Origin of the sequence: Paraglaciecola sp. (assembly GCF_039964565.1) — a bacterium.
GTDB lineage: Bacteria > Pseudomonadota > Gammaproteobacteria > Enterobacterales > Alteromonadaceae > Paraglaciecola.
This window is the reverse complement of record NZ_JBDVXF010000038.1, coordinates 36,910-55,797: the sequence shown is the minus strand read 5'-3', so window position 1 is coordinate 55,797 and position 18,888 is coordinate 36,910. Positions and strand designations below refer to the sequence as shown.

Here is an 18,888-nt window from a genome sequence, read left to right as displayed (position 1 = left end):
AATGGAAAAGCTCGAGTTATTATGGCGTAGCACTTCTTTAGCTCATTTTGAGTTAGGGCAAGTGATCATGATGAGCGTTGGCGCACTGTTACTTTATTTAGCTATCGTAAAGAAGTTCGAACCATTGTTGCTGCTGCCAATTGGCTTTGGTGCAGTCTTAACTAATATTCCATTAGCCGGTTTCAGTGATCCCGGTGGTTTGCTTTATATTGTTTACCATGTAGGGATTGATTCTGGGGTTTTTCCATTGCTTATTTTTATGGGCGTGGGAGCTATGACGGACTTTAGTGCGTTGATTGCCAACCCAAGAATGTTACTACTTGGGGCTGCAGCTCAATTTGGGATTTTTGGAACCTTATTTGGTGCTATCGCTTTAAATATGGTTCCCGGCTTTGAGTTTTCGTTACAAGATGCCGCGGCTATTGCCATTATTGGTGGCGCTGACGGACCAACTGCAATATTTTTAGCCTCAAAACTCGCGCCTGATTTATTAGGAGCTATTGCAGTTGCGGCCTATTCCTATATGGCCCTAGTACCAATTATCCAGCCGCCAATTATGCGGCTTCTCACTAATGCCGAAGAAAGAAAAATTGAAATGCCGCAGCTTAGAACCGTATCTAAGCGCGAAAAGATAATTTTTCCTTTGGCAGTACTCTTTTTGTGCGCGCTATTTTTACCAACGGCCACGCCTTTAGTGGGGATGTTTTGTTTAGGTAATTTAATGAAAGAATCAGGAGTAGTGGATAGATTAAGTAATAGCGCACAAAACGAGTTAATTAACGTGGTAACTATCTTTTTAGGACTCGCAGTTGGCTCAAAACTATCGGCTGAAAAGTTTTTGACCGTAGAAACCTTAGGCATATTGGCCTTAGGCGCAATAGCTTTCTCTATAGGTACTGCTGCGGGTATATTAATGGCAAAGGCAATGAGTAAGTTAAGTAGCCAGAGAATTAACCCGCTGATTGGGGCTGCAGGTGTATCAGCTGTTCCTATGGCAGCAAGAGTGGTGAATAAGGTCGGGCTTGAGGCGAATCACCATAATTTTCTGCTAATGCACGCTATGGGGCCAAATGTAGCTGGAGTGTTAGGCTCTGCGGTAGCCGCAGGGATTTTGTTAGCTTTGGTTGGATAATCAATGAAAAGTGCTGAGTAACATGACGAGCAACCTAAAGTTAAGTTACTTGGTACTTTAATGATTAAAGGTGGTGTCGGTTGACTAAGGCCTGATGTGAATCAACTAACTTTTTGGTGTATTCATCTTTGGGCCAATTAAATATTACGTCAGTTTTGCCTGACTCCACTACTTTCCCCTCTTTCATGATGATAACTTTGTCAGATATATGCCTCACGATACCCAAATTGTGAGAAATAAAGATAAATCCTAACCCTAAATCAAGCTGAAGTTTCATCAGTAAGTTAACGGCTTGCGAGCGTACTGAGGGATCTAATGCTGCAAAAGGTTCATCTGCGACAATCACTTTAGGATTAAGTATAAGTGCGCGGGCCAGCGCTATTCTTTGACGCTGCCCATCTGACAACATGTGTCGGTAAAAGAAACGATGTTCCGACATTAACCCAACTTGTCTTAAAGTACGCTCTATAAGAGATGTACGCTCTTTAGCATTGAGTTTGGTATTGAGGCGCAAAGGTTCGTCCAAAATAGAACCTAGGGTTAATCCGGGATTTAGGGACTCACTGCTGTTTTGAAAAATCATTCTTATATCATGGCATCTCACACTTATATCTGATTTATTAATGTCCATCCCGTTCATTAGAATTTTGCCACTTTTAGGTGTTTCGATGCCCACAAGTAGTCTGGCCAACAAGGATTTCCCTGAACTATTATTGCCAACAATAGCCAAGGTTTCCCCTTCTTTAAGATTGAAACTTACCGGTCCAAGATCAAAGGTTACTTCACTTTTTGACCACATCTTTTTAATGCGGTTTTGAAAAGTTAGATCCTTAACGTTAATTAGATCCATTACTTTGCCTCCCAATGTAGAGGAAAGTGACAACTATAAAAATGCGTATGCACCCGCCGAATTTGAGGTATTGCAACGCATTCTCTGCGGGCTCTGGGACAACGAGGGCCTAATCGACAACCAATAGGTAAGTTATGTAACGTGGGTATAGTGCCATCCAAAGAGCTAAGTGGGGACTTAGGAGGCAGGTCCTTTCGAAAGCTTGGGGCACTATTTAGCAACGCTTGGGTGTAGGGGTGAAAGGCGCGTTTCCTCAATTGCAACAGATCGCCACTTTCAACCGTTTGTCCACAATATAAAACAGTCATATAATTTGCCATGTTGGATATGGCTAATAAATCGTGGCTAACGAATAATACACTGGTACTTTTAACTTGATTGACTCGAGAAAGTAACTTCAATATTTGGGTTTTTGCGGTTACTTCCATGCCCCTCGTGGGATCATCGGCAATAATCAACTTAGGTTCTGATGCCAGTGCCATGGCAATCATAAATTTTTGTACCACATCGTTGGGGATCTGATGTGGGTAACTGTTTAAGCATAGTTGATGATTTTTAATACCTACTTTATGCAGTAAGTTTATCGCTAGTTCGCGCTTTTGTTTATTGCGCTGCCAAAACCAAGTTTTTGTTAAATTGTCAGTCGGAAGCATTTCTTGCAGTTGTTGACCTAGGGTTAACAAAGGGTCGAGGGAATTAATTGGATTTTGGAAAATCACAGAGATATCTTTGCGAATAATTTTGCGTCTTGCTTTAACCGACATGGTTAATAAATTTTGACCTTTCCATGTCATTCGGTCTGCTGTAATTCTCCAGCGTAAAGGCAGTGCTCCGACAATGGCTTTGACTATTAAGCTTTTACCAGAGCCTGATTCACCTACTAAGGCGTGAATTTGTTTTTCATGGATGACCATGTTTATTTTATCAAGTGCCTTTACCCAGCTTCCTGAAATATCAATTTCCAAGGTCAGGTTTTTGATATCAAGCAATACCATTAGTGTAATAACCTATTTCTAAGGGCTGAACGCAAACCATCACCCACTAAATTAATAGAAATAATCATAATAAATAAGGCTCCACCTGGTATCGCAATAGTCCAAGGTGCAATGTAAGCGACTTCAATACCTTCTAATAGCATTGCCCCAAGCTCTGAAGAAGGGGCTTGTGCTCCTAATTTGAGAAACCCTAAAGCACTGATGTCCAAAATGGAGACAGACAGCGCTAGTGTGCCTTGAACCACCAACATCTCCCCCATATTGGGTAAGATAGAATGCACAAAAATGTGGGTTTTGCTCGCTCCATCGAGTTTGGCGGCCATAATGTATTCTTTGGATAATTCGTGTCTTATAAAATCGCGAGTTTGGTGCACAAATTGCGGAATAAGGGCAAGCGCAATCGCCCACATGCTATTGACGAGCCCGGTCCCTAAAATAGCGATGATAATGATGGCGATAAGTAAGGTGGGAATGGCTTGAATCGAGTCCAGTGTGTGGTTAATAAAGCTTGAACGAAACCCTTTGCTCATTCCGGCTAAGGCGCCCAACCCAACACCTAAAAACATGGCGACTATTACTAACCACAAACTAATCCCAAAGGTGGTTCTGCACCCATAAATAATTCGCGACAATAAATCACGGCCTAATGCATCAGTTCCAAATAAATGGCTAATGCCACCGTTAGGGTACCAAGACGGCGGGATCAATAAATCTCCTATTTGTTGCATATTAGGATCGAAAGGGGCCAACAAGGGGCAAAAAATTGTGATAATCAGAAAAAAAGCAAAACAAAATAATCCAGCAACAGCTATATGATTCTTTTTAAACTCCATCCATGTGTACTGCAATGGAGAGGGATAATGTTCTTCTTGATATAAACTAGGTTGTGGCACGTTCAGCCCTTCTGCGTCTTGGATCAGTAAGACGAATAGTAAGATCAATCGACATGGTAAAGATCACAACCAGAGTTGAAACCGCTAACATTCCAGCCCTGATTGCGGGATAGTCTTGCTGATAAATAGCTTGTATGAGCCAATTCCCAATACCGGGCCAAGAAAAAATGCTTTCTACAATCATGGCATTGGTTAATAGCGTTGGAAATTGCATCGCTAGCAGCGGTAAGATCGGAATTAACGCATTTCTTACTCCGTGACGCATTAACACTTGTCGTGGAGTTAAACCTCTTGCGTAGGCTGCTAAGATAAATTCACTGTTTAAGGTTTTGATGACTGAACGTCGAGTAATACGTATGATGAGTGTTGTTGTGACAACCGCAATTGATAAGGTGGGCAAAATAAGATGACGCAACGCGCTTGTGAATGCTGCGGTTTTATCAATTGAATCAGATAATAAAATATCGATCAATATAAAGCCTGTGGCTCTGGGAATTTCAAATAATAAACTTATACGACCAGACAGTGGAAACCATCCTAATTGCAAAGAAAAGAATAGAATTAATATCAAAGCTAACCAGAATACCGGAATAGAATACCCCAATAGGCTTATCGATAATAAACTATAGTCAGTTAATTTATGATGCCGTAAGGCGGCTAAAAATCCTAGCGGTAACCCAATGAAAAAAGAAAGAAAAAGTGCATAGGCGCTGAGTTCTATACTCGCTGGAAGATAGTGGCTGACGTCTTCAATTAGCGGTAAACCAGAGCTAAAACTTACCCCCCAGTTTCCGGCAAATAACTCGCCCATGTAATGCCAATATTGAACAAAAATATTGGCGTCGACTGCGTATTTTAACTCACTATTTTGGTGCTCGGCTAACTCATCAAGCCTCAAGCCTGTAAGATTTTCTATTGGTTGACCAGGAAATAAATATGCCAAAATAAATGACAATAAACTTAAAACAAATAGGGTAGCCAAAACTAAGTTGGTGTAACGCAGCAAAACATTGGTCATTGGATTTTTTTCACTCCGCCGAAACGCACACCACCATAGGGGTTAATGACTAATCCTTGTAATTCTTTCCTATGGGCTTGATATCTGGAGGCATGAGCAATAGGGATCAAAGGTAATTGTTCCGCTAACAGTTCATTGGCTTGGCCATAAAAATAGGTGCGTTCACTGATATCTGTGTATTGCAAAGCTTTGTTAATCAACAAATCGTATTCTTGTGAACACCACATTGCTCTGTTGGTGCCTGATTCTATTGCTGCACATGATAATAATGGTCGGTAAAAGTTATCTGGATCACCGTTGTCGGCAGACCAACCAATCAGCACAGAGTCGTGTATGCCTTGTGATAAACGCTCTCTAAAAGTTGACCATTCGTAACTGATAATATTGACCTGTATGCCAACTTTTTGCAGGTAGGCTTGTATCAGCTCAGCCATTTTAGTTGCATTGGGGTTGTAAGCTCGTTGCACTGGCATCGCCCATACCGTCATAGAGAAATTTTCGGGTATCCCTTGTTCACGCAATAACTTTTTGGCTGCGATAGGATTATAACTAAGAGGTCTTACGTCAGACTGAAACGCCCAAGAGGTGGGAGGTACAATGTTTTTTGCCACAATAGCGCTGTTAAAATAAATCGCCTCAATTAACGCATTTTTATCGATAGCCATGCCAAGGGCTCTGCGTACTTCCGGATTATTAAATGGCGCTTTAGACGTATTAAACGCCCAAAAACCAATGTTTAACCCAGGCTTTTCATCTAGCACTAACTCATCTTGTTGCTTGATCACTTCCAATTCACTATGGGCTGGCAAAGCTATGGCATCACACTCGGCGGTAATGAGCTTAGCTAATCTAAGTGAGCTGGAAGGTGTAATATCAAAAATGAGTTTGTCAGTTAACTCAATATTACGCCAATATTTCGGGTGTTTTGTATATCGTATGTAGCGGTCTTGCCTAAAACTCGCTAGTTGATAAGGGCCAGTACCAACTGGTTTATGATCAATTAATTCTTTTTGATTCCGTGAAATCAATTTATCGGCATACTCAGCAGACAAAATTACCGCAAAATCCGTGGCGAGGTTGGCTAAAAAGGAACTTTCAGGTTTGTTGAGGGTAATTTCTACTCGATAACCGTTTAAACGTGTAACCTTTGTTATTAAATCACCCAGTTTGAGACTGTCTGTATAGGGGTATCTGCCGCCAGATATATGGTGAAAAGGGTGGGTCATCAAGCGCCAACGGTCGATACTAAACAATACATCATCAGCGTTAAAAAAACGCGTTGGGGTAAACGTTTGGGTATCGTGAAAAGAGACCTTTCGTCTCAACTGAAAAGTATAGGTTTTACCATCATTACTAATTAGCCAACTGGTAGCTAATGCTGGTACGAAGTCTCCAGTTATGGGGTCAAAATCGATTAAACGATCATAGATTTGGTGAGACGACGCATCCACAGTTGTACCGGAAGTATCTAGTTGCGGGTTAAAGTTTGCAGGGCTTCCTTCTGAACAATACACAATACCATTTGGATCTGTTTTAGACAGCAGAAGACCATCGCAAGCACATAAGCAGATACTCGCTAAGAGTATCAAGGCCGTTTGGACCCAATGCTTTATATTGTGCTTTTCGAGAATATTCACGAAATCAGCTTAATCCAAGTCTTCATTAGTTTGCTCTAACAAATTATATTTTTTTAAATAGCCGCGTAATTGATGGTAGGTTAAACCTAATTTTTCGGCGGTTTTCTTTTGATTAAATTGGCTATCTGCCAAAGCTTGATTGATTAAATCAATCTCAAAGTCTTGAGACAATTCCTTTAAATCGACTGGGAAATCAAAGCTTGGGCTTGTTTTTAGCCCCGAAGTTACTGACGTGTCTGGTATAGGTTCAGGTATGTTGTCTGGCAGTGAAACTACTTCAGGCTGAATAACTCTATCTTGTGTTTTAACTCTCTTTTGAGGTCGATAGTTCGACTCAAAAGGATCCAATACGATATTGTGTACAGGTAAGTTTGGATTGTTACTACGGTATACCGCTCGTTCAACCACGTTTTTTAGTTCGCGGATATTTCCAGGCCAGTTGTATTCCAGTAGCGTGCGTTTGGCTTTCTCAGTAAAACCGCTGAATAGCTCCATATCTAATTCTCTAGCCATATTGATAGCAAAATGCTCAGCTAACATCATTATGTCTTCTCTACGCTCGCGAAGCGGAGGAAGAGTAATCACGTCAAATGCTAACCTGTCCAATAAGTCGGCTCTGAATTCGCCTGATTCAGCTAGAGAAGGCAAGTCTTCGTTAGTCGCTGCCACTAACCTAACATCGACTTTCACACTTCGAGAGCCACCAACTCGTTCGAACTCTCCATATTCAATCACGCGCAGAAGTTTCTCTTGAACCATTCCTGAGGTATTGGCAAGCTCATCCAAAAACAAAGTACCGTTATTGGCAGATTCGAATCGTCCTTCTCGGCGTTTTGCTGCACCAGTGAAGGCTCCTGCTTCGTAACCAAACAATTCACTTTCCAACAAACTTTCGTTCAGCGCCGCGCAATTGAGTGTTAAATAGTTTTGTTCCCAGCGTTTTGATAAAAAATGCATACGTGCAGCCACTAGCTCTTTTCCCGTGCCTCTTTCCCCGATAATTAATACCGGTTTATTTAGTGGTGCGATTTGTGAAATTTGCTCCAACACTTCTAAAAAGTTATTAGAGTGACCTAGCAAGTTATCTTGTTGGCGAAAACGGCTCATCAATATCCTCAAAAATTGGTCTAAACGACTAACTAATCGTCTGCTTACAAAATATTGTAGATCTCAGCGACCAGTGTGTAAATTAATATTTCTTTAAAATCAATAATTTAGTTTAAATACTATATTGGCCTAGTAATTGAATAACATTTACTAAGAAAAACCAATAATCCAGTTAAGTAATAGTATTTAACGTACATTTGATAAAAGAGGTAAAGACTATGGGTATCTTCTCGCGTTTCACAGACATAGTGAACTCAAATATTAATTCCATTTTAGATAAGGCCGAAGATCCAGAAAAAATGGTTCGCTTAATTATTCAGGAAATGGAAGACACGTTAGTAGAGGTACGTTCAGCCTCAGCAAAGACGCTAGCAAGTAAAAAAGAGATTGCATCGCAAATTGGCAAAGTGCAAAACGAGGCTAAGGATTGGAAGGCAAAAGCAGAATTGGCTATCAGTAAAGATAGAGAAGATTTGGCTAGAGCGGCGTTGCAAGAAAAGAAAAAATGTGACGAACACGCCAAAGCCTTGTCGTCAGAACTTACAGTGGTTGATGAGCAGATAGTTAAGTTACAAAGTGAAGTAGGGCAGTTACAAGATAAATTAGCCGACGCAAAAGCGCGTCAGAAGGCAATTATACTTAGACAAAAAACAGTTAGCTCTAGGCTTGAAGTGAAAAAAACCTTAGACAATGGCAAAGTGGATGCCGCAATGGGACGTTTCGAACAGTACGAACGCAAAATTGATGATTTAGAATCACAAGTTGATGCATACGATTTAGGTAAAAAGACCCTGGCAGATGAGTTCGCAGAACTTGAATCTGATGATGAAATTGATGATGAATTGGCAGCTTTGAAGAAAAAAATGCAAAGTAAATCGTCTGCTAGTAAAAAATAAGACCTATTTGAGTTGGAAGGAGATAAATTGTGGAAGACGTGATTGGAATCATAATAGCACCTATCATTATATTTATGATCTTTGTCGCTCCGATATGGTTGATAATGCATTATCGGAGCAAAAAACAAATGAGTCAGGGACTGACTGACGACGAATATGGCACATTGCAAGAGTTAGCCGACAGAGCTGAAAAAATGGCCGAGCGCATTCATACATTAGAATCAATTTTGGATGCTGAGGCGCCAGAGTGGAGGAATAAAGTATGAGGACTTATGGCACGTTGCATCGGGATCCGGCTAAAGGAAAAATTGCAGGGGTATGTGCTGGGATAGCAGAGTACTTTGGTATGGAGATCTGGTTAGTGCGAATACTAACACTCACAGGTTTTTTCTTACTAGGCGGACCGTTTTTTTTCGTTGGATATATTGCTGCTTGGTTTATCTTAGAGAAAAAGCCAAAGGGGTATACTGCTAGGCCTAAAGACTATGAATTTACTACTAAAGGGCATCAAACCAAATCCCAAGGTAAAGGGTGGCATAATGTTGATGAACAAGAGTCAGAAAAAGTTGTGGTGAAATCTAAAGTTTGGCAAGCAGGTGAGTCACCTAAACAGGCTTTTATTGATATTAAACAACGTTTTGAAAAAAATGAAAGCAGACTAAGAAATATGGAGACCTATGTGACATCATCTGAATTCCAACTCAACCGAGAGTTAAGTAAATTATAAACAATTCAAAGGGGCTAACCTGATGTTAGCCCAAATGTTTAGTGTTTTAATCAAAACAAGGTTGATAGATTTTTTATGCAAACGTCTTTTTTTCAACATCCTAGCGTTCAACTCTCCAAACAAAAACTTAAAACAACTGCTGCAAGATTGGTTAATCATCACGTTAATTTGGCGGTAACAGGTTTGAGTGGTAGCGGTAAAACCGCGTTTATTACATCCTTAGTCAATCAACTAATAGAAGCGAATGAAACAGCACATTTACCCTTTTTTTCAGTCGTTAGAGAATCGCGATTGATAGGTGTAAAAAGGGATGTGCAACCTAATTTAACGTTTAGTCGTTTTGCTTACGAAGAGGCAATGTCTAAACTTGCCCAACCTTCTCCGCAGTGGCCTTCTTCGACCAAAGGCATTTCCCAAGTTAGGCTGAAAATAAAGTACAAAAAGAGCCAGGGCTTTAGCAAATATTTAACTGAAGATGCCACACTGACTCTAGATATTACCGACTATCCTGGTGAATGGCTGCTCGACTTACCCTTACTTGACATGAACTTTTCTCAATGGTCAGTTCATTGTGAAGAGGAACTCAACGACCCGAAAAGAAATGAGTTAGCGCAAGATTTTTTCAATGCTGTAGCTGAACTGGATTTTAAGGCTAAAGGTGACGAATTAGCATTACAACGTATTGCGCAGTTATATACAAAATATCTAAATGATTGCCAAACTCACGGCTATCAGCTTTTGCAACCTGGTCGATTTATATTGCCTGGAGAGTTGTCAGATGCGCCCGTTTTGCATTTTTTTCCAGTAGCAAGCAAACAATTAGAACAACAGGATGTTGATCTCAGTAACCCTATCAAAGGCAGTAATGCCGAGTTATTAATGCAACGTTTCGAGCACTATAAAACTCATGTGGTGCAACCATTTTATAAAGAACACTTTAAGCGCTTCGACAGGCAAGTAGTGTTAGTAGATTGTTTGTCAGCGTTAAATCGAGGATTTCATAGTTATCAAGATTTACAAAAAGCATTGGATTGGCTAATGGGGAGTTTCCAATATGGGTCGTCAAATATTCTTAATCGCTTGTTCCAACCCAAAATAGATAAGTTAGTGTTTGCCGCTAGTAAAGCTGATCACATTACGCCAGACCAACAAACCAATTTGGTAAAGTTGTTAGAAAGTATGCTGCATAGCGCTCGAAAACAAATTCAGTTTGACGGCGTGGTAACCGAGTCAACGGCAATAGCTGCTATTCGCGCTTCAAAATCTGGACTAGGACAGTTAAATGGGGAGAGTATTCCCGTTCTACAAGGTACAAGTAATCAAGGAACAGCCATAACTTTGTTTCCCGGCGAAGTACCGCAACATTGCCCTGACCCTGAATTCTGGTTACAGCAACAATTTGAGTTTCCTAAATTGTCTCCACCAGTAATGAACGCTGAACATGTATTGCCCCACCTTAGAATGGATCAAATTCTCGATTTTCTATTAGGGGATAAATTACTATGAAACCGTGTTCTTTATCTAAAGCGTCGCAACAAGAAGACTCCGCAAATAAAATTAAAGGAGCCTATGTTTTTGAGAATCAAGATACCGATAATACGACTAAACCAAATGTAAGACCCGCTGTTATGGTGACTGACCTTGAGTCAATAGAGGTAACTGACGAGCCTATTGCAGATAGCGTGAATTTGCCGTTACCAGAAGAATTAACCACTAAAAAAAGAGGCCGAAAATGGGTAGTGCTATTATTTGCCATCATTTTATTAGCAAGTAGCGCAGAGCTCGCCCTATTTGTTATCGCTATGGTTGAGAAAATGGATTGGTTAGCAGGTGTTTGGTTAGCTATCTTTTCAGTTTTAGGCATTGCATGTGTGCGGCTAATCTATAATGAATACCGAGGTCTGAAACAACTTAAACGCCAAGAAATGGTTCGCGCTCAATCTCAGCAAATGGCTTCTACTAGTGTCATAGGTTTGGCTGAACAACATTGCCTGAAAATTGCCGACAGTCTGCCACAGGATTATCAAAATTTAGTTGTTTCTTGGCGCGATAATATTGATTCTCACCATTCGGATAGTGAGGTGTTAGCTTTGTTTGAACATCAAGTGTTAGCCCCTATCGATAAGCTGGCATTAAAACAAGTGAGCAACAATGCCTCGGCTGCGAGTGTCATGATAGCGGTTAGCCCTTTTGCTTTGCTGGATATGTTGATAGTACTGTGGCGAAATACTCGGATGATCAACCAAGTTAGCAACATATATGGTTTACATTTGGGCTACTGGGGGCGAATTAGTTTGATCCGCAATATTTTCCATACAATGTTGTATGCGGGGGCCGCAGAAATTTTATCTGATGCGGGTAATTATGCGCTAAGCGCTGGACTGACTGGTAAGATTTCCACACGTATTGCGCAAGGGATGGGGGCTGGAGTACTTACCGCTCGAATAGGTCTAAAGGCCATGAATGAAAGCCGACCACTACCATGGTTAAAGGAAAATAAACCTGGTTTGTCGGGGATAAGCAAGCAGTTGCTAGCGGACCTAAACACGCGAATACGGTAATATTGCGCCATTTTAAAGCTCGGTTTTATTCTGTAATGAACACTTTGGTTGTAAGCTTATATTTACGAATCAGCCACTAGACTAATATGCCGCTTAGGCTTTCGATTTATGAGGGGATGAGTACAATTTTCCATGGATTAGCTAACAAATTAGTGTGATTTTATGACAAAAAAAACTCGTTATGAGTCTCATCAACCGGATGAGTGTGGTCGGGTAAATTGGAGCGAGAGAGAAAATAAAGTTTGGGCAGCATTGTTGCAAAAACAATTGGGATTGTTGCAAGGTCGAGCATGTGACGAATATATTCACGGGCTAGAATTACTTAATTTACCTGCTGAACGAATCCCTCAACTATCAGAAGTTAATTCTACATTGATAAAAACAACGGGGTGGCAAGTTAAACAAGTGCCATCCTTGATTAATTTTGACGATTTTTTTCGATTATTGGCTAATAAACAATTTCCAGTCGCGACATTTATACGCTCAGATGAAGAATTTGAATATTTGCAAGAGCCTGATATTTTCCATGAAATTTTTGGACATTGTCCCTTATTAACCAACCCTGCTTTTGCACATTTTACGCATACCTATGGAAAACTCGGCTACAGCGCAAGTAAACAGGATAGGGCTTTTTTAGCTAGGTTGTATTGGTTTACTGTTGAGTTTGGATTAGTCAATACAACTGAAGGTACCCGAATTTATGGGGGAGGGCTTTTATCATCACCTGGCGAGACAATACATGCTCTTGAATCAGATGATTGTGTACATGCCGCAATGCAGCCATTAGATGCTTTAAGAACTCCTTACCGTATTGATATTATGCAACCGATTTATTATGTGCTGGACTCCTTTGATTCACTATTTGATATTGCTGAAATGGATATTATGACTTTGGTAGAAAGAGCCAAAAACTTAGGATTATTTGATCCAAGGTTTTTACCAAAAGAGAAACAAGCCGGTTGATAGAGTGGGGAGTCTATCTATCTTTTTTCGTAATTGCGCCTATTCACAAATAGGCGCAATCAAAAATTGTAGCCATCTAGTTTGAACCATTTACCTATGAATCAAAGTTATCTCTACATCTTTATTCTAATTTTTTTCCATTGATTATTTCGAATAGCGACCTGCAACAACCTACAAAAGACTGAGCAGGATCGGTAATGTTTGACCAAAAACATATCGTAAGTGAAATAAGGTTCGTCATCTTGTAGCAAGTGAAGGCTAATAACGCTGTCTAAGCGTAATCAATTGTAATAATATCTTTACGTTTACCCTGTTCGGGTTGGTCTAGTTGAGTATTAAATGAGGTTGTAAATGCGCTTAGAAGTAAACTGCCAAGATCGCTTAGGAATTGCCCAAGACGTATTAGATATATTAGTTGAACACGAGATTGATCTGCGCGGTATTGAGATAGATGAACAAGGGAAAATATTCTTAAATTTCCCCAATATGGAATTTGCAGACTTTCAACATTTGATGCCCCAAATCCGTAAAATAGAGGGGATTGAAGATGTAAAAACCACTCCATTTATGCCTATAGAGAGAGAGCAATACCAACTTAAGGCACTGCTGCAGACCTTGCCAGACCCAGTTTTTTCAGTGGATACTAAGGGTAAAATTATCCTAATCAATGATGCTGTAGTCGCAAACTTAGAAATTCCCAGAAGTGAGATTATCGGTAGTGATATCGCTGACTTACTAAAAGGGTTCAATGTTATTCGCTGGTTGGAAGGTAAAAATCCTCAATCCCAGGCGCAAAGGATTCGATTTTCAGAACAAGATTATTTACTAGACATGTTGCCCGTTATGGTGCCAGATTCGGATGGTGCAGGAATATTAGCAGGCGCCGTTTTTATGCTGAAGTCAGAACTTCGTTTAGGCCAGCAACTCACTGTGTTTCATAAAGCGAGTGTAGACAGTTTTATTTCTATACAAGCAGATAGCAAAGCAATGAAAAACGTGGTTAAAGAAGCCAAAAGAATGGCTGAATTGGATGGGCCTATCATTATTTTCGGTGAGACAGGAACTGGCAAAGAGATGCTTGCAAAAGAGTGCCACGAAGCGAGTAGACGCCATGAAGGAGAATTTTTAAGACTCAATTGCGCGTCTTTGCCAGATAACATAGCTGAGTCTGAGTTGTTCGGGTGTACTCAACTGGAGGGTAATCAAAGTGCAGCTAAAGTTGGCTTACTAGAGCTTGCGACTGGAGGCACCTTGTTCTTGGATGAAGTAGGGGATATGTCACGGCAACTGCAGGCGATATTACTGCGAGTTTTACAAAACAATAGCTACCGTAGAATAGGGGAGGAAAAAGAACGCCCAATCGATGTGCGAATAATTTGCTCGACACAAAAAGATTTAGGAAAGTTAATGCAGGACGGTATGTTTAGGGAAGATTTGTTTTATCGATTAAATGTGCTGAGTTTAGTGTTACCGCCACTCAGAGAGCGTAAGTCAGATATTATCGCGTTAGCAGAGCGTTTCATCAAACAACATAGCGTCAAATTAGGTAGAAAAGCGCCAAAAATGTCCAAAGCATGTATTGATTATTTACATACTTATCCTTGGCCCGGAAATGTGAAACAGCTTGAAAATGCGCTTTACCGAGCCGTTTCTTTGTTAGAAGGCAACGAATTAGATAGAGAGAACATTCAGTTACCTTCTTGCTCAGCTACAGCAAGTTTTGTGTCAGAAGAATTTTCGGGAAGTTTAGACGATGAGGTTAAGCGTTTTGAAAAAGACATTTTAATGCGCTTGTATCCTAGTTACCCAAGTACTAGGCAATTGGCGAAAAAGCTAGGTCTGAGTCACACGGCCGTTGCCAATAAATTGCGAGACTATGGAATTAATAGAAAAACGGTAAAAATAGTGTAAATAATTTTTTGAAAAACAGGGGCTATTGATAAGTCTAGATAGCCCAATGAGAAATCAAATCGTGTTATTTCAAAAGCGCCTGCTAGTCATAGACTAGCAAGTTCATCTACAAATTTTTAATTGGCAATTCAGTGGTGTTTTTTACTTGTTTTAGTGCAAAAGTAGAGCTTAGGTGGTCAACTAGGGGAAGGTTAGTCAATTTGGTTTTAAGTAAATGTTCATATTCTTCGATACTTTCTACTACCACCTTCAATAAATAGTCTTTATCGCCACTTGTGGTATGACATTCAACGATTGACTCAATACTTTGTACTGCCTTTTCAAAATCATTTAAGGATTCGCCGTCATGGTTTTTCAGAGTGACATAAATAAAAACAGACACGCCTAAATTTAACTTCTTGTTATCTAATAAGGTAACTTTCTGTAAAATAATTTTGTCAGCTTCTAGACGCTTTACTCTTCTCCAACAAGGAGTATGTGACAACCCTACCTTTTGACTTAAGTCTGCCATTGATACCGTCGCGTCCTTTTGCATTACTCGCAAAATTTCCCGATCGAATTTATCTAATTTCATAAAATATCTTTTTAACTAAGAGAAAGAACTAAGTCTGTAGCATGATGAAAGTTTAATTCTTTTTCAAGACAAAAATGAGGATATTTATCCTAGTGTCTCAATTCTTTTACGATTTATTCTTATAACTGAATTAGTTGCTTTAAAAAGTCGCAAAAGACGTCCTATATCTTTCGCGCTATGATCGCTTTATTAGTCAAGAAAACGAGAGAATAAAATGTCGGTTTTTGAGCATAGCGAATTTGACGAACACGAACATGTAGCTTTTCATCAGGATAAGGCTTCAGGATTAAAAGCAATCATTGCTGTGCATAATTCTAATCTTGGAAACGCCTTAGGCGGTTGCCGAATGTGGCCATATTTAAGCGACGAAGAAGCGGTGCGAGATGTATTGAGATTGTCCAAAGGCATGACATATAAGGCTGCTATGGCGGGTCTTAAGCAAGGTGGAGGTAAGGCGGTTATTTTTGGTAATCCGCGTACCGAAAAAACACCTGAGAAAATGCGCGCAATGGGTAAGTTTATTGATAGTTTGTCAGGGCAGTATATCAGTGCAGAAGACTCTGGTTTAACAGTTGATGATTTGAAATTAATGGGACAACAAACCGATTTTGTCTCAGGAATACAAGCTAAGTACCATATTAATTCTGAACCTGCTGATGGTAATCCAGCCCCGTCAACCGCTTATGGCGTGTATGTTGGGTTAAAGGCCACTGTCAAATACGCAATGAAGTCAGACCTAAAAGATGTGAAAGTGGCTATTCAAGGCTTGGGCCACGTGGGAATGCGCTTGGCTAAACATTTGCATAGTCAAGGCGCCAAATTATATGTGACTGATATTCATTCGGAAAATATTGAAAAAGCGGTGAGTGAGTTCTCTGCTATTGCTGTTGCACCTAATAATATTTACGACTTAGATGTGGATGTATTTGCACCTTGCGCTATGGGGGCCATTCTTACCGAAGAGAATGTTGATAGGCTCAAAGTGAAAGTTATTGCGGGGGCAGCCAATAACCAATTGGCAAAAGAATCAGTTGGGCAATTATTAGCTGGCAAAGGCATAGCGTATGCTCCGGATTACGTGATAAATGCTGGTGGCATAATTGACATATACCATCAATCAATTGCTAGCTCTGATCGAGAGTTGAGAGAGCATATCGAAAAAATAAGTAATACGCTGCTCGAAATATACCATCGCGCTCAGTCGCAAGGAATTGCCACTAATATAATCGCTAATGAAATTGCCGAAGAACGATTTGGAAAATAATTAAATTGTCCTTAAAAGTGGGTTGCATATAACATTAGCTTTGTTCATAATGCGCCCGCCTTAATGAGAACAACAAGTTTTGAGTAAGGTTTTCAATGGTGACCTTTCGGTCCCCTCGCAATGATACTTTGTGAACCCGGTCAGGCCTGGAAGGGAGCAGCCGCAGCAAACGACTCATGTGCCGAGGTGTGGCTGGAAGGGCGCCACCAATCCTACGAATACCATTCTTGTTGCAACATGTCATGGGCTCCCTTGATACATTTCACTGTTCGTCAAAAAAGTCAAAGTAGTTCATTCGCTTGACACCATAATTGTGTTCTATAGTCTGCTGTGTTTTTTCTAAATAAAGGTTTGTTTAATGAGTAATAACATGATCAGTAAAAATCATCCCTCTGATACGCTCGCGAAAGAAATCACTCGGGCTTCTAAGGCGTTAGAAATCGGAGATTTTAGACTGGTCATAGAGATTACCAAAGGGTTGTTGCGAACTAACAATAAAATACCGCAAGCGCATTTTTTGATTGCCAGAGTGGCGATAGAAACGCAACAATTGGAAATTGCTTTAAAAGCTCTAGAAACCGCAGTAGAGCTCGATGCTTTAGCTTCAGAGTATTGGGCGTTTTTGGCATTGGTGTATTGTCAAATTGGTAGCATGGCGAAAGCCGAAAAAGCGGTATTTAGAGCTCACAAAATCGGAAGTAACCAATCTCATGTATTGCATCCTATGGCACATGTAATGAGTGTGTTAGGACACAGCAGCGAGGCGATACAAAATTTAAAAAAGGCGACGCAACTATCTCCTGAACACTCGGTATATCATCGAGCGCTGGGTGTCAGTTTGTTGGAAATTGGTGACTTGGCAGGTGCCCAACAATCACTCTATGAAGCAGTGAGAATTAATAAATACGATGCTGAGTCTTGGTGGAGCTTGTCTTCATTGGTGAAAGCAAAAGATAATGATATGGCAGAGCAAATAGTAGCCATTATGACTGAAACTAAGGTTAATCCCAGACAGCGCGCTTTTTTAGGTTATGCTGCAGGTAAATTATTTGAAGATACACAATGTTGGCAGCAAGCATTTAAAGCCTTTGAGTTTGGAGCCAGCGCTAAAAGGAGCCTTGTGGATTACGACCAGTCTCAAGCCCAAAAAACTTTTGCAACGATTAAAGCTGTGTGTACCAGCAATTGGTTACAAACTTCAGTTTACGAGGCTAATGAGGTCGCCCCGATATTTATTGTAGGGCAACCAAGAACGGGCACTACGCTGGTCGACCGAATTATTTCGAGTCATAGTTTGGTGCACTCGGCTGGTGAGCCTTTGCAAATGGTGATGTCGCTACGGGCGATATCAGCAACTCGTACTAAAGAATTTGTTTCAGCTGAGTTAATAAGTCAATCCAAGGGGATTATAGGGGCAGACTTAGCTGAATCTTATCTGTCTGGTTTAGCCAATCTACGTGGAAATACGCCATATTTCATCGATAAATTTCCGATGAATTTTATGTTGTTGGGGTTTATCGTAAAAGCTTTTCCTAAGGCCAAAATCATTCACGTTACTCGAGGACCAGTCGATACCTGTTTTTCGGTTTTTAAGCAACTATTTGAAGAAGTCTACCCACATAGTTACGATCAAATGGAAATGGCTGAACATTATGTTATGTATCGAGACTTAATGAAGCATTGGCATCAAATCATGCCAGGAAAAATTTTCGATATTGCCTATGAAGATGTTGTTTCTGACAATGAAGGGCAAGCACGTGAATTACTACAATTTCTAGACCTAGATTGGGAAGACGCATGTACTAATTTTGAAAAAAATAATACGGCTGTCACCACTGCCAGCGCTGCACAAGTGCGTGAAAAAACCCACAGGCGTTCAGTTGACCGATGGAAGCATTACGAGAAACAACTTTCGCCTACATTAGGAATTTTAGAAACCGCAGGACTTGTGTCTTCCTAGTACATGAAGCCTCTGTATAACCTCTAATTCGAACACGATGCGGTTTGCTTATGTTTTACTGCTTTTTATTTTGTCTCAGCTCTATTTTGTTCCATAAAATTTATCGCCTGATTTACCGCATTGCTTGCATTCATTTCCATTTGTTGGCGTTCACTTGGCGCCAAATAAAAGGACATGTCGACTTCAAATCTAATATAACGAGGAGGGATTTGGTTTAATGCAAGACAACATAAGTCTGCTAAATAATCTTCATCTTTAGTCTTGTTCAAACCTAAAAACTGAATTCTCTCTAACACTAAGTGTTCGTAATAGTTATGAATATCATCGTCTAGTTTCATACTTTTGACCTTAAAAGTGAGTTTAGTCTTTACCGCCTACTATAAACATTAACTGTCTAATT

The 18,888-nt window shown here is 40.2% G+C and carries 18 protein-coding genes and 1 other RNA gene; 11 read left to right on the top strand and 8 right to left on the bottom strand.

What is annotated here, in order from left to right:
• Position 1: 1 nt before the first annotated feature.
• A complete protein-coding gene (locus ABJK37_RS16845; RefSeq protein ID WP_348356398.1) occupies positions 2–1,132 on the top strand; it encodes a sodium ion-translocating decarboxylase subunit beta in 1,131 nt (376 codons plus the stop codon).
• A 64-nt stretch (positions 1,133–1,196) separates the two neighbouring features.
• On the opposite strand, the gene ABJK37_RS16840 is transcribed toward ABJK37_RS16845, so the two are convergent.
• From ABJK37_RS16840 to pspF, 6 genes are read right to left on the bottom strand one after another with little or no spacing between them, the layout of a single operon-like run.
• Complete coding sequence (locus ABJK37_RS16840; protein WP_348356396.1) at positions 1,197–1,982, bottom strand: ATP-binding cassette domain-containing protein; 786 nt, start codon at positions 1,980–1,982, stop codon at positions 1,197–1,199.
• A complete protein-coding gene (locus ABJK37_RS16835) occupies positions 1,982–2,977 on the bottom strand; it encodes an oligopeptide/dipeptide ABC transporter ATP-binding protein (protein WP_348356392.1) in 996 nt (331 codons plus the stop codon). Before ABJK37_RS16835 ends, ABJK37_RS16840 begins: the two co-directional genes overlap by 1 nt.
• Positions 2,977–3,870, bottom strand: coding sequence for an ABC transporter permease subunit (locus tag ABJK37_RS16830; protein WP_348356391.1), 894 nt, complete (start codon positions 3,868–3,870; stop codon positions 2,977–2,979). The genes ABJK37_RS16835 and ABJK37_RS16830 overlap by 1 nt, the downstream gene beginning before the upstream one ends.
• Entirely contained in the window at positions 3,857–4,888 is a 1,032-nt protein-coding gene (locus ABJK37_RS16825) for an ABC transporter permease (RefSeq protein WP_348356389.1), read from the bottom strand. The genes ABJK37_RS16830 and ABJK37_RS16825 overlap by 14 nt, the downstream gene beginning before the upstream one ends.
• Complete coding sequence (locus ABJK37_RS16820; RefSeq protein ID WP_348356387.1) at positions 4,885–6,525, bottom strand: ABC transporter substrate-binding protein; 1,641 nt, start codon at positions 6,523–6,525, stop codon at positions 4,885–4,887. Before ABJK37_RS16820 ends, ABJK37_RS16825 begins: the two co-directional genes overlap by 4 nt.
• Positions 6,526–6,534: 9 nt before the next feature.
• On the bottom strand, positions 6,535–7,632 hold the full coding sequence (pspF, locus tag ABJK37_RS16815) for a phage shock protein operon transcriptional activator (protein WP_348356385.1): 1,098 nt from the start codon (positions 7,630–7,632) through the stop codon (positions 6,535–6,537).
• A 218-nt stretch (positions 7,633–7,850) separates the two neighbouring features.
• On the opposite strand from pspF, the gene pspA reads away from it, so the two are divergent.
• From pspA to tyrR, 7 genes are all read left to right on the top strand, one after another.
• Entirely contained in the window at positions 7,851–8,528 is a 678-nt protein-coding gene (gene pspA / locus ABJK37_RS16810) for a phage shock protein PspA (protein WP_215929133.1), read from the top strand.
• Positions 8,529–8,557: 29 nt separating this feature from the next.
• A complete protein-coding gene (gene pspB, locus ABJK37_RS16805) occupies positions 8,558–8,794 on the top strand; it encodes an envelope stress response membrane protein PspB (protein ID WP_348356383.1) in 237 nt (78 codons plus the stop codon).
• Positions 8,791–9,255 (top strand): envelope stress response membrane protein PspC, encoded by a 465-nt coding sequence (gene pspC, locus ABJK37_RS16800; RefSeq protein WP_348356381.1) that lies wholly within the window; start codon positions 8,791–8,793, stop codon positions 9,253–9,255. Before pspB ends, pspC begins: the two co-directional genes overlap by 4 nt.
• Positions 9,256–9,330: 75 nt before the next feature.
• Complete coding sequence (locus tag ABJK37_RS16795; protein ID WP_348356379.1) at positions 9,331–10,761, top strand: YcjX family protein; 1,431 nt, start codon at positions 9,331–9,333, stop codon at positions 10,759–10,761.
• Positions 10,758–11,816: a TIGR01620 family protein gene (locus tag ABJK37_RS16790; protein ID WP_348356377.1), complete on the top strand. Its 1,059-nt coding sequence runs from the start codon at positions 10,758–10,760 to the stop codon at positions 11,814–11,816. The genes ABJK37_RS16795 and ABJK37_RS16790 overlap by 4 nt, the downstream gene beginning before the upstream one ends.
• A gap of 162 nt (positions 11,817–11,978) precedes the next feature.
• Positions 11,979–12,779 (top strand): phenylalanine 4-monooxygenase, encoded by an 801-nt coding sequence (phhA, locus tag ABJK37_RS16785; protein ID WP_348356375.1) that lies wholly within the window; start codon positions 11,979–11,981, stop codon positions 12,777–12,779.
• A gap of 351 nt (positions 12,780–13,130) precedes the next feature.
• Entirely contained in the window at positions 13,131–14,690 is a 1,560-nt protein-coding gene (tyrR, locus tag ABJK37_RS16780) for a transcriptional regulator TyrR (protein WP_348356373.1), read from the top strand.
• A gap of 106 nt (positions 14,691–14,796) precedes the next feature.
• Here tyrR and ABJK37_RS16775 read toward each other — a convergent pair whose 3' ends face one another.
• A complete protein-coding gene (locus ABJK37_RS16775) occupies positions 14,797–15,264 on the bottom strand; it encodes an Lrp/AsnC family transcriptional regulator (protein WP_215929140.1) in 468 nt (155 codons plus the stop codon).
• A 214-nt stretch (positions 15,265–15,478) separates the two neighbouring features.
• On the opposite strand from ABJK37_RS16775, the gene ABJK37_RS16770 reads away from it, so the two are divergent.
• The 3 genes from ABJK37_RS16770 (at position 15,479) to ABJK37_RS16760 (ending at position 18,488) form a co-directional block, all read left to right on the top strand.
• The gene (locus ABJK37_RS16770) at positions 15,479–16,528 is read left to right on the top strand and encodes a Glu/Leu/Phe/Val dehydrogenase dimerization domain-containing protein (RefSeq protein ID WP_348356370.1); all 1,050 of its coding nucleotides are present in this window, start codon (positions 15,479–15,481) and stop codon (positions 16,526–16,528) included.
• 104 nt (positions 16,529–16,632) lie between these two features.
• Positions 16,633–16,729: signal recognition particle sRNA small type (ffs, locus tag ABJK37_RS16765), an RNA gene on the top strand.
• 157 nt (positions 16,730–16,886) lie between these two features.
• Entirely contained in the window at positions 16,887–18,488 is a 1,602-nt protein-coding gene (locus tag ABJK37_RS16760) for a sulfotransferase (protein WP_348356368.1), read from the top strand.
• 65 nt (positions 18,489–18,553) lie between these two features.
• Here ABJK37_RS16760 and ABJK37_RS16755 read toward each other — a convergent pair whose 3' ends face one another.
• Positions 18,554–18,826, bottom strand: coding sequence for a late competence development ComFB family protein (locus ABJK37_RS16755; RefSeq protein WP_348356366.1), 273 nt, complete (start codon positions 18,824–18,826; stop codon positions 18,554–18,556).
• Between the last annotated feature and the right edge of the window lie 62 nt (positions 18,827–18,888).

Coding starts and splice junctions, on each gene's coding strand:
- ABJK37_RS16845 (WP_348356398.1), top strand. CDS start 2: ATGGAAAAGCTCGAGTTATTATGGCGTAGCACTTCTTTAGCTCATTTT.
- ABJK37_RS16840 (WP_348356396.1), bottom strand. CDS start 1,982: ATGGATCTAATTAACGTTAAGGATCTAACTTTTCAAAACCGCATTAAA.
- ABJK37_RS16835 (WP_348356392.1), bottom strand. CDS start 2,977: ATGGTATTGCTTGATATCAAAAACCTGACCTTGGAAATTGATATTTCA.
- ABJK37_RS16825 (WP_348356389.1), bottom strand. CDS start 4,888: ATGACCAATGTTTTGCTGCGTTACACCAACTTAGTTTTGGCTACCCTA.
- pspF (WP_348356385.1), bottom strand. CDS start 7,632: ATGAGCCGTTTTCGCCAACAAGATAACTTGCTAGGTCACTCTAATAAC.
- pspA (WP_215929133.1), top strand. CDS start 7,851: ATGGGTATCTTCTCGCGTTTCACAGACATAGTGAACTCAAATATTAAT.
- pspC (WP_348356381.1), top strand. CDS start 8,791: ATGAGGACTTATGGCACGTTGCATCGGGATCCGGCTAAAGGAAAAATT.
- ABJK37_RS16795 (WP_348356379.1), top strand. CDS start 9,331: ATGCAAACGTCTTTTTTTCAACATCCTAGCGTTCAACTCTCCAAACAA.
- ABJK37_RS16790 (WP_348356377.1), top strand. CDS start 10,758: ATGAAACCGTGTTCTTTATCTAAAGCGTCGCAACAAGAAGACTCCGCA.
- phhA (WP_348356375.1), top strand. CDS start 11,979: ATGACAAAAAAAACTCGTTATGAGTCTCATCAACCGGATGAGTGTGGT.
- tyrR (WP_348356373.1), top strand. CDS start 13,131: ATGCGCTTAGAAGTAAACTGCCAAGATCGCTTAGGAATTGCCCAAGAC.
- ABJK37_RS16775 (WP_215929140.1), bottom strand. CDS start 15,264: ATGAAATTAGATAAATTCGATCGGGAAATTTTGCGAGTAATGCAAAAG.
- ABJK37_RS16770 (WP_348356370.1), top strand. CDS start 15,479: ATGTCGGTTTTTGAGCATAGCGAATTTGACGAACACGAACATGTAGCT.
- ABJK37_RS16760 (WP_348356368.1), top strand. CDS start 16,887: ATGAGTAATAACATGATCAGTAAAAATCATCCCTCTGATACGCTCGCG.
- ABJK37_RS16755 (WP_348356366.1), bottom strand. CDS start 18,826: ATGAAACTAGACGATGATATTCATAACTATTACGAACACTTAGTGTTA.